This window comes from Campylobacter hepaticus, from assembly GCF_001687475.2.
In the GTDB taxonomy this organism is placed as follows: Bacteria; Campylobacterota; Campylobacteria; order Campylobacterales; family Campylobacteraceae; genus Campylobacter_D; species Campylobacter_D hepaticus.
In genome coordinates this window covers 1,310,426-1,325,867 of record NZ_CP031611.1, presented here as the reverse complement: position 1 = coordinate 1,325,867, position 15,442 = coordinate 1,310,426, and the positions used below count along the sequence as shown (strand labels likewise).

Annotated in this window: 12 protein-coding genes; 7 read left to right on the top strand and 5 right to left on the bottom strand. The window is 28.4% G+C overall.

Annotated elements, in window-relative coordinates; all coding sequences use genetic code 11:
- Positions 1-28: 28 nt before the first annotated feature.
- The 5 genes from A2J15_RS07975 to A2J15_RS06505 form a co-directional block, all read right to left on the bottom strand.
- Positions 29-5,728 carry a hemagglutinin repeat-containing protein gene (locus A2J15_RS07975; RefSeq protein ID WP_066779073.1) on the bottom strand — a complete coding sequence of 1,900 codons (5,700 nt, stop codon included), beginning with the start codon at positions 5,726-5,728 and terminating at the stop codon, positions 29-31.
- A 248-nt stretch (positions 5,729-5,976) separates the two neighbouring features.
- Entirely contained in the window at positions 5,977-7,080 is a 1,104-nt protein-coding gene (aroC, locus tag A2J15_RS06520) for a chorismate synthase (RefSeq protein ID WP_066779077.1), read from the bottom strand.
- A gap of 1 nt (position 7,081) precedes the next feature.
- Complete coding sequence (gene rnc, locus A2J15_RS06515; RefSeq protein WP_066779079.1) at positions 7,082-7,756, bottom strand: ribonuclease III; 675 nt, start codon at positions 7,754-7,756, stop codon at positions 7,082-7,084.
- Positions 7,743-8,183, bottom strand: a complete 441-nt coding sequence (gene rnhA / locus A2J15_RS06510; RefSeq protein WP_066779080.1) for a ribonuclease HI — start codon at positions 8,181-8,183, stop codon at positions 7,743-7,745. Before rnhA ends, rnc begins: the two co-directional genes overlap by 14 nt.
- Positions 8,170-9,150: a tetratricopeptide repeat protein gene (locus tag A2J15_RS06505; RefSeq protein WP_066779082.1), complete on the bottom strand. Its 981-nt coding sequence runs from the start codon at positions 9,148-9,150 to the stop codon at positions 8,170-8,172. The genes rnhA and A2J15_RS06505 overlap by 14 nt, the downstream gene beginning before the upstream one ends.
- Before the next feature lie 70 nt (positions 9,151-9,220).
- On the opposite strand from A2J15_RS06505, the gene dnaG reads away from it, so the two are divergent.
- The 7 genes from dnaG to A2J15_RS06470 all read left to right on the top strand — a co-directional run bounded on the left by dnaG (position 9,221) and on the right by A2J15_RS06470 (position 15,433).
- Positions 9,221-11,032 (top strand): DNA primase, encoded by a 1,812-nt coding sequence (dnaG, locus tag A2J15_RS06500; protein WP_066779088.1) that lies wholly within the window; start codon positions 9,221-9,223, stop codon positions 11,030-11,032.
- Between the two features lie 81 nt (positions 11,033-11,113).
- Positions 11,114-11,386 carry a NifU family protein gene (locus A2J15_RS06495; protein ID WP_066779091.1) on the top strand — a complete coding sequence of 91 codons (273 nt, stop codon included), beginning with the start codon at positions 11,114-11,116 and terminating at the stop codon, positions 11,384-11,386.
- A complete protein-coding gene (locus tag A2J15_RS06490) occupies positions 11,373-11,924 on the top strand; it encodes a histidine kinase (protein WP_066779094.1) in 552 nt (183 codons plus the stop codon). The genes A2J15_RS06495 and A2J15_RS06490 overlap by 14 nt, the downstream gene beginning before the upstream one ends.
- Positions 11,908-13,191, top strand: a complete 1,284-nt coding sequence (locus tag A2J15_RS06485; RefSeq protein WP_066779096.1) for a UDP-N-acetylmuramoyl-L-alanyl-D-glutamate--2,6-diaminopimelate ligase — start codon at positions 11,908-11,910, stop codon at positions 13,189-13,191. Before A2J15_RS06490 ends, A2J15_RS06485 begins: the two co-directional genes overlap by 17 nt.
- Positions 13,192-13,194: 3 nt before the next feature.
- Positions 13,195-13,503, top strand: a complete 309-nt coding sequence (locus A2J15_RS06480) for a YbaB/EbfC family nucleoid-associated protein (protein ID WP_066779099.1) — start codon at positions 13,195-13,197, stop codon at positions 13,501-13,503.
- Positions 13,503-14,591, top strand: a complete 1,089-nt coding sequence (locus A2J15_RS06475; RefSeq protein ID WP_066779141.1) for a PDZ domain-containing protein — start codon at positions 13,503-13,505, stop codon at positions 14,589-14,591. The genes A2J15_RS06480 and A2J15_RS06475 overlap by 1 nt, the downstream gene beginning before the upstream one ends.
- The gene (locus tag A2J15_RS06470; protein WP_066779101.1) at positions 14,588-15,433 is read left to right on the top strand and encodes a polyprenyl synthetase family protein; all 846 of its coding nucleotides are present in this window, start codon (positions 14,588-14,590) and stop codon (positions 15,431-15,433) included. Before A2J15_RS06475 ends, A2J15_RS06470 begins: the two co-directional genes overlap by 4 nt.
- Positions 15,434-15,442 lie beyond the last annotated feature (9 nt).

Sequence of the window (15,442 nt, the reverse complement as noted above, 5' to 3'; positions counted from 1 at the left end):
ACAAAAATACAATTTTAATAATTCTCACTTATAACCTTGTAGTTTGAGTAGTCTCATTGATATAAGGTCCATTATCAGCACCTCCATTTTGAGCTCCATTTGCATTTGCTCCTCCATGATTATTTGCTTGAGGTCCATTAACATTTGGATTTTGGGCTCCAGCATTTGCTCCTCCATGATTATTTGCTCCTCCATGATTATTTGCTCCATGACCATCAGAACCTGAATCAATAAATTTATTAACTCCATCTTTAATTTTATGAGTAAAGATACCAATATTAACATTTCCTCCATCCCAAGAATTATCTTGCATATGTTGAGTATCTTTAGTATCTTGACTTAAACCATGATCTTTTTTACCATTAACATCAATATTGATTGCAGAATTAACACTACCTGTTTTATCAATATGATCATCTATATTAATTTTTGCTTTATAAACATGGTCTGATGTTCCAGTTAATGAAACATGAGCCCCATCACCTTTTTCATAAACTTTAATATCAGATCCTTTAACCTTTCCTCCAACATTTAAATTGCCTTTTTGAGTATCAGAATTAATAACCCCGCCATCTAAAGACAAATCTCCATTAACATTACCCTTAATCTCATTTTTTGCACTAATGCCACTTTGCTCTCCTACAGTTTGACTATCTTTTTTACCATATCCTACTCCTACTGTGCCTGAAAAATCTCCCGAAACAATATGATTTGATGATAAGTCTAATTCTACAGTTCCGCCTAATGAAACACTATATTTATCTGAATGAGATTGATCTTTTAAAGAATTAACATTTAAATCTCCACCTATATCTAAATTAACATCATTAGAAGCTTTAACATTAGCTCCATTTAAAGTAGCATCTTTTCCTGTTTTAATACTAACATTTTTTCCATCAAAATGAGAATTATGATATTTAGTTTCATCTTCTTTAGAACGTGATCCTCCAGCAGAAAACTCAATTTCACCTCCAACAGTTCCTCCATCAAAAACATTATATCCTGCTACTGTTTTTTTGCCTACTTCCATTTCAAAAGAAGTACTTGAAGAAGAATGGCTTGATTTTGAAGCATTAGCTGTGAAATTTTCTTTTGCATTAATATTGATTTCACCTGCTTTAGCATCAACCCCATTTAAAGTCACATCTCCTTTAGTGCTTTCTATATTTAATTTACCCCCGGCTTTAAGATGGGTAGTATTTTCTTTAGAGCTTCTTTCATGTTCTTTTTCAAATCCTAAACCTACGCTTTCACCAGCACTTGCTTCTGCGATATGATCATGAAGCACACCAAGAGTAGTAGCAAGACCTTGAACTACTGGTATCCCATGATTTACACCTCTATCGCTGCTAAGAGTAGCAATACCTTGATTAAGAGCAGACACTGCTAAGCCACCCACTTCAAGTCTTTCTTTAACATAAATACCAAATCTTGAACTATCCTCAGTTTTGCTATCTTCATATTTAGTGCTTATAACCTCTCCACCTTTTAAGTTAATATCTTTCTCTGCTTCAAAGTTACCTCCACCTATATCTAAAGTACCATCTGCATCAATATTGATATTTGATCCTGTAACTGAGCTAGAAAGATGAGAAACTTCATTTTCTGTTTTTTGAGTTCTAGCAAATTCTATTCCAACTTCAGAAGAACCTAAGGTACTAGATCCTCTAAAATTATCATCATAAGTTTTACCAGCACTTGATATTCCATCTGTAAAGCTGTATTTTGCACCAACTCCATATCCACCTAAACCTATGTCAGTATTAGCAAAAAATCCTATAGCAGAAGAATTGCTTTGTGTGTGAGTTTTATTTTGTGCTGCTTTAAAATCAACCCCATTAGCATGTATATTAATATCTCCACCACCTAAATGGCTTCCTGTAATAGTTGCTTTATCTTTTGCATGTAAATTTAAATTACCTGCTTCAACATTAGATGAAGAAGCTAAAGTACTATCACTATTTACAGAATCATATCTATATCCTAATGCACTAAGACTTGAAGAATCCAAAGAATAAGAAACTTTATTTTCTCCATTTTTAATATTAATATTTTCTGCATCTAAATCTGCTGATTTTTGAGCTTTAAGATCAGAACCTTCAATATTAATATCTTTTTTAGCATCAATTTTAATATCTCCTTTTGAGCTTAATTTACTGCCAATTGATTTAGAACTTTGTGAACTACCGCTTTGATGAGTAATAGATGCTGTTCCAAAATATATTCCATCAAAAGTAGTACTAGATTTTTCATGAGCATCTGTTATATTAACATTATTTCCTTTAATGTTAATTTCACTATTTGCATCTATATTGCTACCTTGTATATTAACATCTTTATTAGAAATAATATCTACATCCCCTGCTTTAAGATTTGAACTTAAAACTCCATCTGTTGTTTTAGAAGTATTAGATTTTTCATTATTTGTATCAGTATTTTTAAAAGATGAAGTATTAGAATAATCATTGGTTATATTAATATTTCCATCTTTAGAATGTAAGACAATTTTAGAATCATCAGCTTCTCCAACAAGATCACTGTTTTTAATATTAATATCCTTATCAGAATCAATATTAATATGATTTTTTGCACTCACTTCACTCTTATCAATAGAATTACGAGAACCTTTTTCATCTATGCCTGAGAAAGTATCTATATTTACTTCTCCTGCATTGATATTAACATCATCTCCTTTAACACTTGTGCTGTGTAAATCAACTTTATCTTTAGCATTGATATTAACTTTACCTTTTGAATCAACACTACCTAGTGAAGAATTAAATGAATTTGTATTGACATTAACACCATTTTTTCCAGAAAGATTTGAGCTAAGCTTATTATCTTCTAAAGTTTTTTTAGAGAAATAAAATCTAGGAATTAAAACTTCTTTTCCATCTCTATTAACTTTTTCAAATATAATCATATCATTGTCAACTTCTTGATCTTTACCCAAGCCTTGACCTAATTTTAAATTATGTTTATTAGCATAATCTGCACCGTTTTTAAGAAGACGCTCAATATCCTCATCACTTAAAACCCCACCAAGACCATATTTTTCATACATTGATTTAAGAAGTTGATGTTGGAAAAAAGAATCTCCTATAACATTATTAGTATCTGAATCTTTATTTTTAAATTCTTTTGCAACATCTTTAAATCCATAATAATCAGGATCTACTATAGCATGATTTGAAGTATACTGATAAGTAATTTCTCCATCTTTTTTATTAGTATAATGGAATAATCCTGTATTAGCCATATCTGGTATTGTAGAGAGTAAATCTTGTTTATTAAGCTCATCTTTTAATTGTGATTTGATTAAAGAAGAATTTTTATTAAAAGAACTTACCAAACCTTGATCATATTCATTAGCATTTACATTTAATTTTCCATTAGATGATATTACAGCTTCAGATTTTGATTTAAAGACTATCTTAGCATCATGATTCCATTCGCTAACTTTTGGAATAAATCTCTTAGAAGCATAATCACTGCCAAACAATAAAGAAAAATATAAATTTAAAGTTTCATTATGAGCAGCAGCATCTTTAAAAGCATTCCAAGCTGATTCTCTTTGATGATCTTTTAAATTAGCTGTAGCAAAATATCTTAAAGCATTAAGTAAATTACCGCCTCTAGCTAAATAATCTTTCCAATTTGTATTCCAAGATCCAAGAAATTCTTTAGCAAAAAGCTTATCAAGTTTCATACGAGCTAAAATTTCTTCTACACTCATATCCTGACTTAAAGTTTTATTATCTATATTTCCAAAAGTTGTAATATCACCTTGAGCTATTATTTTTCCTCTGTTGAAAATAAACGCTGATTGATTTTTTGAATTAACATTGATATTAATATTTCCACCTGCTTGAATTGAAGCTTGTTTACTATCTAAATTATTAGTATATTTTAAAATATCAATTCCAATATCCATATTCCAACGTTTAAAAGCTGTATCACCATAATTTGCCCAACCATTACCTTCAATTCTTTGGCTTGATGCATCAAGAGATCTTGTTAAACTTGCATTATTAGTTAAAACTATTGTTTCAATATTAATGTCTTTGCTAGCAACAATCAAACCATAATTATCAATAGCCTCAGCATTTAAATACATATTATTTAAACTATTAAAAGTTGAATTATTTCCAATATGAAAAGCTTTTGCTATTAAATCATTAACTGCAAAGAAATAACCATTGTTGATAATATTATTGCTAGCATGAAGACTTAAATTTTTACCACTAGCAACAAGATTTCTATTATAAATATTTTGAGCTTCAAGATCTACTGAAGAAGAATTTTCAAGTTTCCCATTGATATTTAAATCACCGGAGCTTTTAACACTAAGTAAATGATCAGCAAATAAATTACCATCATTTAAAGTTAAATCTTTGTTAGCTTGCACCTTAATATCATGTTGACTAAATACCTGACCGCGGTTTACAAAATCATCATTATTTAAAGTTAAGTATACATCTTCATTAGATGAAATTTTACCTTTATTTTCAAATCCTCCTGTAGTAATTCTAAGATCTTTTAAAGTGTTTATAGAACCAAAGTTAGACATTTTGCCTGTAGTATGCAAATCTAAATTTTCAGCAAGTATTTTTGATCCATCTTGATCTGTTTTGAAAATATCTCTAGTTTCTTTACTTAAAGTATCTTTTTTTGCATTTTCAAAATCTTTAGCATCGATTTTAATATTTTTACCTCTATATAAGCCCTCATTAGTAATTTTACCATCGGCATTTAAATTCATATTATCTGCATCAATTAAAGATGTTGTAATATTTCTAGCATCTATACCAACACTTCCTCCACTATTTACACCAAGAGCTTGAAACTGAGCATCACCATTAACTTTAACAATAATATCTTTAAGCCCTCTTATAACTCCAGTATGTCTTACACCAACACCTTCTTCAGTACTTACAAGAGTAACAGTATTAGCATACATAGAACCTAAATTTCTACCATCTATACCATAATCAATTTTATCATTTGTTTGTCTTGAAGCAAGAATTTTAGGTAAATTAGGATTACTTAAATCTACCTTATTAAGCCCGGCTATAAAATTAATATTAGATAAATTTTTTCCCTGTCGATAATGAGCTATACTACCGGCAATATCTATGCTACGGCTAATCACATTAAAATAATCCCCATCAACTGCAACACCTTTATCTCCAATAGATATCTTGCCATTGCTTCCTACATCTGTAATATTATCTCCATTAAATTTACCTGTACTAAAAGTAACTCCTGTTGTATTTAAAAAAGACGCACCATTAATACTAAAACCGTTTTCATTAGCAAAAATTAAATTAGCACTCTTTCCAAATACCTCAATATTACCATGGATCCCAGATGCTTGCTTACTCATAATTTCATTGATTATAGTATTAGCATTTTGTTGTAAATTAGGGTTTTTATCAACCCAACCACCAATTTGTGAATTACCACCTATTAAACTATTATTAAAAATCACACCATCTTGAACATTAAAATCATCAAATTGATTGTGTGAAACCCCATTTTTATTTGGATTATTAACATTAATTACGTCTGTACCATTGCTAGAATGTGTAATGCTGGTATTTTTTGAAACAATAACATTACCATTTCTTTGTCTTAAGTCTGCAGATAACAAGACGCACGGGAATAAAGCGCTAAGCAGCGTTAAATTCAACGATAAACGAACAAATTTTCCTTTATTGAAATTCATATAAAGCCTCCTCTTTTATATTTACATATATATTTTACTATTAAATCAGTAATTTTATATAATAATTTTTACTAAATTACAAACAAAAAATAAAAAAAAATTAATTTTATTTCTTTTTTACACACTATAAAATAAATAAAATATTAATTTGTTATTTAATTTTCAAAACAAAATTAAAAAGTCATAGAAAAGTTTTTAGTAAGTAAATAGTATGATATTAAATCTTTTTTAAAATATTATTATCAAAACTATTTTTTGAAATAGTTTTGATAATAATAAACATTTTTTAAATTCTTTAAATTTGCACTGGCATTTAAAAGCAAACAATCAGCTAAAACTAAACGCACCATAGCATTAACAACCACACTTCCTCTAACCCCCACACAAGGATCATGCCTGCCTTTAAGTTCAAATTCTAAATTATTTCCTAATTTATCCATACTTTTTTGCTTAATAAAAATAGAAGGAGTAGGTTTAAAATAAGTTTTTAAAAGCAAATCATCTCCATTTGAAATACCTCCTAAAATACCTCCACTATGATTGCTTAAAAATTTTCCATCTTTTAAAGCATCATTATTTTCAAAACCACGTAATTTACTCGCATTTATCCCTTCACCTATTTCTACAGCTTTTACGGCATTTATCCCCATTAAAGCATGAGCTAATTTAGAATCTAATTTATCATAAAGAACTTCTCCAAGTCCTATAGGCATACCACTAACCCTAGTAAAAACTGCAGCTCCTACACTATCTTTAGAATTTCTGGCATTTAAAATTTCATTTTTAAAATCTTGTTCTAATTTAGGATCAAGGCAAAAAATTTCACTTTTTTTAGCAAAATCAAAATCAAATTCATCTTCTTTTAAATTTGAAACCAAAGAGCCTACTGCAAAAACTCCACTTTGAGCGCAAATACCAAATTCGTTTAAAAGCATAGCACAAACTGCACCACCAGTCACTCTAGCTATACTTTCTCTAGCGCTTGATCTTCCTCCACCCCTATGATCTCTTAAACCATATTTATAAAAATAAGTAAAATCAGCATGAGCAGGACGGAATAAATCTTTTATATTATCATAATCTTTAGAATGTGCATTTTCATTAAAAACCATGATAGCTATAGGATGACCTGTAGTATATCCTTGAAATACTCCACTTAAAACTTGAGCCTTATCGCTTTCCTTTCTTGGGGTGCTAAATCGTGTTCCACCTTTACGTTTATCCAGTTCACTTTGTAAAAAATCTTCATCAAATTTAACTCCTGCAGGCATTCCATCAATAACACACCCAATTCCAACTCCATGAGATTCACCAAAGCTTGTAAATTTTAATCTTGTACCAAAAGTATTCATATTATAAGGCTCCTAATTGCTCAAGCACAATTTTTGCTGTCATTTGTTGTGCTTCTTTTTTGCTTCCTGCAATAGCCCTTGCAAGCTCTTGACCATCAAGTATTAAAGCCACTTCAAAACGCTTTAAATGATCAGGACCAAAAGCACGTATAGTTTCATATTGTGGGGTTTGTCCAATTTTACCTTGAGTAAGCTCTTGTAATTTAGTTTTATAATCTCTTATAAGAATTTTCGCATCAATTTGTGGAAAATTCTTATCTATAAGCTTTAAAGCAATATTTTTTGCACGATTAAAACCTGATTCTAAATGTATAGCTCCTATAATAGCCTCTAAAGTATCAGAAAGTATAGAAGGTTTTTGTTTCCCACCATTATTTTCCTCAGCCATGCTCATAAAAATAAAATCTCCCAAATTCAAACTCTTTGCAATTTTTGCAAAAGATTTTTCATTAACTAAAGCTGCTCTAAGCTTAGATAAATCCCCTTCAGCATCTTTAGCAAATTTATGAAAGAGATATTCTCCTACAACCAAATCAAGAACAGCATCACCTAAAAATTCTAAACGTTCATTATTATAAGGTTTTTTATAACTTTTATGTGTTAAAGCGTGAATAAGAAGGTTTTTATCTTTAAATTTATAAGCTAAATTTTGTTCTAATTTTTCAATTTTTTTCATTATTTTCCCTTGCAATTTTTAAAGCAGCTTCACGCGCTAAAGTATCACACCTTTCATTTTCTAAATGCCCATTATGTGCTTTTATCCAAAAAGCTTTAATTTCATGAGATTTTGCCACTTTAATGTATTCTTTCCATAAATCTATATTTTTTTTACCTTTAAAATCTTTTTTTATCCAACCATCTAACCACTCATTAATACTCTTAACCATTAAATGAGAATCAGTAAAAATTGAAACCTTACAAGGTTCTTTTAAAGCCTTTAAAGATTCAATAATTGCAACAAGTTCCATTCTATTATTAGTCGTATTAACCTCAGATCCAAAACTTTCTTTTTTATAATTTTTATAAGATAAAATATAAGCCCAACCTCCAAAACCTGGGTTATTAAGACAAGATCCATCCGTATAAATTTCAACATGTTTCACTATTTTTCACTTCACAAATAATTTTACAAGTATTAAACTCATAACAAATAGGACAATGATAAAAAAATAAAGGCATAATATTTTTACACTCAGCGCAACGATAAGAAAATTCTAAACTTGCATTAAAAGCATTATCTTTTAAAATCTTCAACATTTTAAAGTTAGAATTTTTAAAAGTAAAACAATTAGCATCTTGTTTAACCCTACCCAAAGCATAAAAAAATTCCAAAAAATCTTGATCTTGTAAATTAAATGCTTTATTTTCTTTATAAAGCAAATCATAAATATCAAAAAAATTTTGCCCTAAAAATAAACCGTATTTTTCAAAAATCAAACGTCCTAGCATAGAATTATCAACCACTTTTAATTCTAAAAGTTTTTTCTTTTTTTCTTCATCACTTATATTAAAACTACAAAATTCTAAAGCCTTAATAAAATCATATTCTTTTTGTACATTTTCATTAAGCTCAAAAAGACATTCTAAAAGTTCTAAATTTGCTTTATAAGCTCGTAATTTTAAATAAACTATTTTTAAAAGCTTTAAAGCTTGTATATTTCTTGGACGCAATTTTAAAGCTTGCAATAAAACTTCTTTAGCACGTTCTAAAAATCCTGCTTTAAAATAAACCTTTGCTAAAGCAAGGAAAATAAATTCTCTTTCTTGCTTATCTTTACATTTTTCTAAAGCTATCAAATAAATTTGAGTTGCTTTTTCAAATTCCCCGCTTTTAGTAAAAATATCAGCTAAAAAACTCAAATTTCCAAAGCTTAAACTACTATTTCTTAATAATTCTTTATGGACATGATCCATTTCAAATTTTTTGATAAATTTTTCAAGTTTTTGTTCTTCATCTTTATTTGCAAATATTCTCCAAATATAATTTGCAAGAGCTACAACAAAAACCAAAATACTTAAAATAATAAGCCCAACTAAAGGGTCTCTGTATTCTACAAAGAAAAAATCCATAGTCTCACTCTAAAAATTTTATGCTAAATTATAGCCAAATCTTTGTATAATTTTAATTAAGGTTTGAAAAATGATAGCTAAAGAAAGTATAGAAATTTTATCCCAAAGACTTAATATAGTTGACATTATTGAAAACTATATTGAAGTAAAAAAACAAGGATCAAGCTTTGTTTGTGTTTGTCCTTTTCATGCAGATAAAAATCCTTCTATGCACATTAATCCCACTAAAGGTTTTTATCACTGTTTTGCATGTAAAGCTGGAGGAGATGCTTTTAAATTTGTTATGGACTATGAAAAACTAAGCTTTGCTGATGCAGTAGAAAAAGTAGCAAGCCTTAGTAATTTTACCCTAAGTTATACCAAAGAAAAACAAGGGAATAAAAAAGAACTTAAGTTTATATTACCCATGTTAAATGCATATTTTAAAGATAATTTAAAACACAATAAAGAAGCTTTAAATTATCTTTATCAAAGAAAATTAAATGATAAAGATATAGTTCAATTTGAATTAGGTTTTGCTAAAGCCAGCGAAGATAGCATAAGATTGCTTCAAAATGAAAACATTGCTTTAGAAGATGGATTAAGCGTTGGTGCTTTAAAAAAAGATGAAAAAAATCAATTTTATGCTAGCTTTACTTGGCGTATTACTTTTCCTATTTATGATCATAAAAATTTTCTAGTAGGTTTTGGTGGACGCACTTTAAATTCGCATGCTATGGCAAAATACATCAATTCCCCTCAAAATATATTTTTTGATAAAAGCAAAATTTTTTATGCTTTTAATATAGCTAAAGAAAATATAATTAAAAAAAAAGAAATGATAATATGTGAAGGATACATGGATGTTATAGCTTTACATAAAGCAGGTTTTAATAATGCTGTAGCCGTTCTTGGAACAGCATTAACCCAACACCATTTACCCCTTATACGCCGTTATGAAGCAAAAGTTATTTTATGTTTTGACAATGATGAAGCAGGATTAAACGCAGCAACACGATCAGCTTTTTTACTAAGTACTCATAAAATCGATGGCAAAGTTGCACTTTTAAAAGGAGGAAAAGACCCCGCAGAACTCATTGCAAATAATGAAATAACAAAACTTTATGACATACTTGAAAAAGGAATGGAACTTGGAGAGTTTTATATTAGACGCTTATTAACAAATCATTCCTTAAATTCAGCTCTTGATAAACAAAAAGCCTTAGAAAATATACAAAAATATACCTTTGCCCTTGAACCTTTAATAGCCAATTCTTATACAAATTTAGTAGCTAGTTTATTAGGAGTAGAACAAAAATTTATCCTTTTATCAAAAAATTCAAAAAAAAATTTACAAATTTCTTTAAACACCCAAAACAATTTTTACAAAGAAAAAATTCACATTGTAGAATTAGAACTCATAAGTTTTTTACAACAAAACCCTTACATTCACAATTATTTCAAGCAAATTAGCGATAGTGCTTGTTTTAAACATAAAATCTTATTAGATAAAATTTTAGAAAAAAAAGGTTATGAAGATGTTGATATTAGAGAATTTGAAAGCAAAAATATACGAAAAAATTTAACTTATAGCGATTTTTTACTAGGTATTTGCAAAGTCAATTTAGCTTTTTTAAACAATATAAAAATTACAAATCCCATACTTGGTTTTAAAAAACAACTTTTTACACTTATTGATAAAAATGCTCTTCTTTTATCCAAAAATTTAAAAAATGAAGAATGGATTGATTTTTTAAAATACTATTTATCATTTTTAAAAAATGAAAAAAATGAAGAAAAACTAGAAAAAACATTTAAAAATTTAAATAAAACTTTATCCCATAAATTTTTTACGTCCCATGATTTAGGGTTTTACACTAAAGACAGTAATGAACCATTTTAATTTATTTAAAAATTCAAAAGCTAATTTACCTTTTTTTAAACACAATAACGCTAAAGTATACAAAAATTTTAAGGATAAATTATGATGCCTTTTAGTGATGAAGAGCTTATAAATCCTGTAAAAGCAAGCTTAAATAAAAGCATGCCTATGCTTGAACGCGATGGGGGAGGTCTTGAATTTTTAGGAATTAAACAAGGTGTAGTTTATGTGCATTTAATTGGTGCTTGTAAGGGCTGTGCTTCTAGTGGAACAACGCTAAAATATGGACTTGAAAGACAACTTAAAATTGATATTCATCCTGAAATCACCATAGTGAATTTAAACGGCGGAGCAGAAGAATTTGCAAAATTATAAAAAACTTGGCATTAAGCACTTTTATAAAAAAGACTTTAAAACTGCCAAAATGTACTTTTCTATGGCCTATGAAAAACATAAAAACAAACGTTTATTTTATTTTATTTACCTTTGTGATTTAGCTTTAAAATCCCCTAAAGAAGCTATCTTACTCTTTGATTTTTACATAGAACATTATAAAAGTGCTAAAATTGATCAAGATTTAGAAGAAATTTTAAATGCTATTGAATTAAGACAACAAGAAAACAAACAAACCATAGAATTTGAAGATGGGTACGCATTAAATTATCAAGATTTTTTAAAAAGTGAGGAAAAACTAGGTTTTAAAAAAAGTTTTGAAAATATTACTCATAGTGCAAAACTAGTTATTGATAATCGTGATGATTTTTTAGATTTTTTAGAAAAATTATTAGAAAATGGCTATAAAGAAATGACCTTAAATTATATAGAAAGTGTTATACCTCATTTTTGGGCTAATGATAGATTTATCAAACTTCAAGAAAAACTTATAGGATTTAAAAGTGAAATTAAAACTTAAACATTCATTTATTACAGATAATAGCCTAGAATGTGAAAAAGATTGTTTTTTCTTGTATACTGCTCAAAACACTAAATTTAAAGACCAAGCTTTAAAACAAGGTGCAAAAATTATAGATATTAATACTTGTAAAAAACTTCTTCATATTAATGAAAATATTAAAATCATTGGCATTACAGGAACTAATGGCAAAACCACAACCGCAGCTGCTATTTATTCTATTTTACTTGATTTAGGATATAAATGTGCGCTTTGTGGAACAAGAGGAACTTTCATCAATGATGAACAAATTGATGAAAAATCTTTAACCACTCCTGCTATTTTAAAAACTTTAGAATATTTAAAAATTGCTACAGAAAAACAATGCAATTTTTTCATCATGGAAGTTAGCTCACACGCTTTAATACAAAACCGTATAGAAGGTTTAAACTTTGCAGCCAAAATTTTTACTAATATTACTCAAGATCATTTAGATTTTCATGGAACTTTTCAAAATTATAAAAAAGCCAAGGAGCTTTTTTTTAAAGATGAAAGTTTAAAATTTATCAATAAAGACGCCTTGGCAATCAATTTTAACTTTCATAATGCTTATACTTATGGCATTGAAAATCCTGCTTTATATCAGATCAAAGCTTATTCTTTAGAACATGGTATTGAAGCTATTGTAATGACTAAAAACCAAAGTTTTCATATTGATTCGCCTTTATTAGGGCTTTTTAATCTTTATAATCTTTTAGCCGCAAGTGCTTGTATAAATGAACTCATTAAACCTGATTTAAAAAAATTAGAAAAAGCTATAAGCGGATTTGGAGGTGTTTGTGGCAGGGTTGAACAAGTTGCAAAAGGTGTGATTATAGATTTTGCGCACACACCTGATGGTATAGAAAAAGTTTTAGATGCCCTTAAAAACAAAAAACTCATTGTCGTTTTTGGAGCGGGCGGTAACAGAGATAAAAGTAAACGCCCTTTAATGGGAAAAACTGTTGAACATTTTGCAAAAACTGCTATTATTACAAGTGATAATCCACGCGATGAAGAAGCTCAAAATATCATGAAAGAAATTTTAAGTGGTTTTAAACAAAAGCATAAAGTTTTAATGATAGAAGATAGAAAAAAAGCTATTCAAAAAGCTTTAGAACTTAAAGAAAAAGACGATTTAGTTGTTATTTTAGGTAAAGGGGATGAAACAACTCAAGAAATCAAAGGAATTAAATACCCCTTTAATGACAAATTAATAGTAAATGAAATCTTAAATAATCAAGGATAATAAATGTTTGAAAATATGGATCTTTCTAAAATGGGAGAACTTTTAAATCAAGTTCAAGAAAAAGCAAAAAATATAGAATTAGAACTTGCAAACCGTGAATTTAGCGCTAAAAGTGGAGCTGGACTTGTTAAAGTAAGTGCTAATGGAAAAGGCGAAATTATTGATGTTAACATAGATGACTCTTTACTTAATGATAAAGAATCTTTACAAATTTTATTAATTTCTGCCATCAATGATGTTTTAAGCATGGTAGCGCAAAATCGCTCTAGTATGGCAAATGATGTATTAGGTAGTTTTGGAGGTGTAAAATGATAAAAAAAATTCTGGTTTTTTGCACACTTTTTGGCCTATGTTTTTCTATAGAAAGACCCAAATTTGAAGACTTCATAGCCGGCTATGAAAGAAATAAAGCAAGTATGTTAACTTATGAAGGCATGCCTGCTTTTGCCTTAAGCGAAAACTTACTTGCAGTTTTAAAACAATCTAACACCAAACTCAATAAATACGTAAAATATGATCCATTTTTAAATTTATATCTTGTAAGAACTGATTTTAGCCTATTCCCTGCTTCCATGGGTGATGAAGAAAAACTCACGCGCAATGATTGGGTTGGAATTTGGAATATTAATGAACCCTATATAGGACATATTAAATATTTAGCTCAAGATATTAATGAAAAAGATCAACTTGATTTTAATTCTAAAATAGGTCTTTTAGGAACTCCTTGTTGTGAAATGATGGGTATTGCTTTAAACAATAGCTCTTTTATAGGCAATCGTTATTTAAAGCATTTTATGAAATACAATGATGTATATTGGGGGGATATTGGGGTTGATTTTGTTATGAGAGAAAATAAAATTTATGTCAATAAAGTAAGAAAAAATCCTCAATTTTTAATCAATGATCAAATCATAAGTGTAGATGGTGTAGCAGTAAATAATTTAAGAAAATTAAATGAAAAAATTCTTTTTGCAGATCGTGGAAGCACTCTTTATTTTAAAGTTTTACGCGATAATCAAGATTTAAATATTTCTACTGAAATTTTTGCTAAAGATTTAAGCAAATTTAATATCTTAAATACCAAACCAAAATCTAAAATAACAAATTTTAGAAGCAATCTTGGTTTAACCATAAATAATTCTTCTATAATTACAAAAATAGATCCTAATTCTAAAGCACAAAAAGCAGGGTTTATGGTAGGAGATAAAATTTTAAGGGTCAATAATATCATTTTTAATAATTCTAAAGAATTACAAGATATTTTAACCACAGGAAATGATTTTAATATATTAATTGAACGCAAAAGCAATAAACTCCCTTTATCTAATTTTGACAATATTGCAGATACTAGCTTTGGAGGAGATGGCAAATTTCAATTTTTCATAAGGCTTATAAAGTGAATTTAAAAGAACTTTTTATCCAACACTTGGATAAAAACCTGCCTCAAATAGAAAGTTTTCATCCTTTTTTTAATGAAGCTTTAGCCATGATGCTTAAAGCAGGAGGTAAACATTTTCGCGCACAATTACTCTTAAGCGTAGTACAAAGCACTAAACCTCAACTATTAAATCAAGCTCTTGATGCAGCCCTAGCTTTAGAATTTATCCATACTTATTCTTTAATTCATGATGATTTACCTGCTATGGACAATGCTGATTTTAGACGCACTCTTCCAACCTTACATAAAAAATACGATGAAAGCACCGCTATTTTAATAGGAGATGCTCTAAATACTGAAGCTTTTTTAATTTTAGCCCATGCTAATTTAAAAGATAGTATTAAAATAAAGCTCATTCAAACTCTAGCTTTTAATGCAGGAATTAATGGTATGATTATAGGTCAAGCTATTGACTGTTTTTTTGAAAATCAAAAACTCAAACTAGATGAACTTGAGTTTTTACATATTCACAAAACTGCAAAATTAATTGCTGCAGCCTTGAAAATGGGTTGTGAAATTTGTGAGTTAGAACCTTATCAAAATGATATAATTTATAAACTAGGTTTAAAACTGGGTTTAATTTTTCAAATTAATGATGACATCATAGATGCAACAATGAGTCAAGAACAAAGTGGAAAATCCTCCCATAAAGATACATATAAAAATTCTTTTGTTAATCTTTTAGGTTTAAATCAAGCTATAAAAACAAAACAAGATCTTCTTTATGAATACCAAAAAGACTTAGAAAAAATTGATCAAAAACTCGCACAAATGATACAAAATTTAATCACTCAATATTTATAAAAGGTAAAA

Bases quoted from the DNA above. Each gene is read 5' to 3' on its own strand.
- aroC (WP_066779077.1), bottom strand. From the start codon at position 7,080: ATGAATACTTTTGGTACAAGATTAAAATTTACAAGCTTTGGTGAATCT.
- rnc (WP_066779079.1), bottom strand. From the start codon at position 7,756: ATGAAAAAAATTGAAAAATTAGAACAAAATTTAGCTTATAAATTTAAA.
- A2J15_RS06495 (WP_066779091.1), top strand. From the start codon at position 11,114: ATGATGCCTTTTAGTGATGAAGAGCTTATAAATCCTGTAAAAGCAAGC.
- A2J15_RS06505 (WP_066779082.1), bottom strand. From the start codon at position 9,150: ATGGATTTTTTCTTTGTAGAATACAGAGACCCTTTAGTTGGGCTTATT.
- A2J15_RS07975 (WP_066779073.1), bottom strand. From the start codon at position 5,728: ATGAATTTCAATAAAGGAAAATTTGTTCGTTTATCGTTGAATTTAACG.
- dnaG (WP_066779088.1), top strand. From the start codon at position 9,221: ATGATAGCTAAAGAAAGTATAGAAATTTTATCCCAAAGACTTAATATA.
- A2J15_RS06480 (WP_066779099.1), top strand. From the start codon at position 13,195: ATGTTTGAAAATATGGATCTTTCTAAAATGGGAGAACTTTTAAATCAA.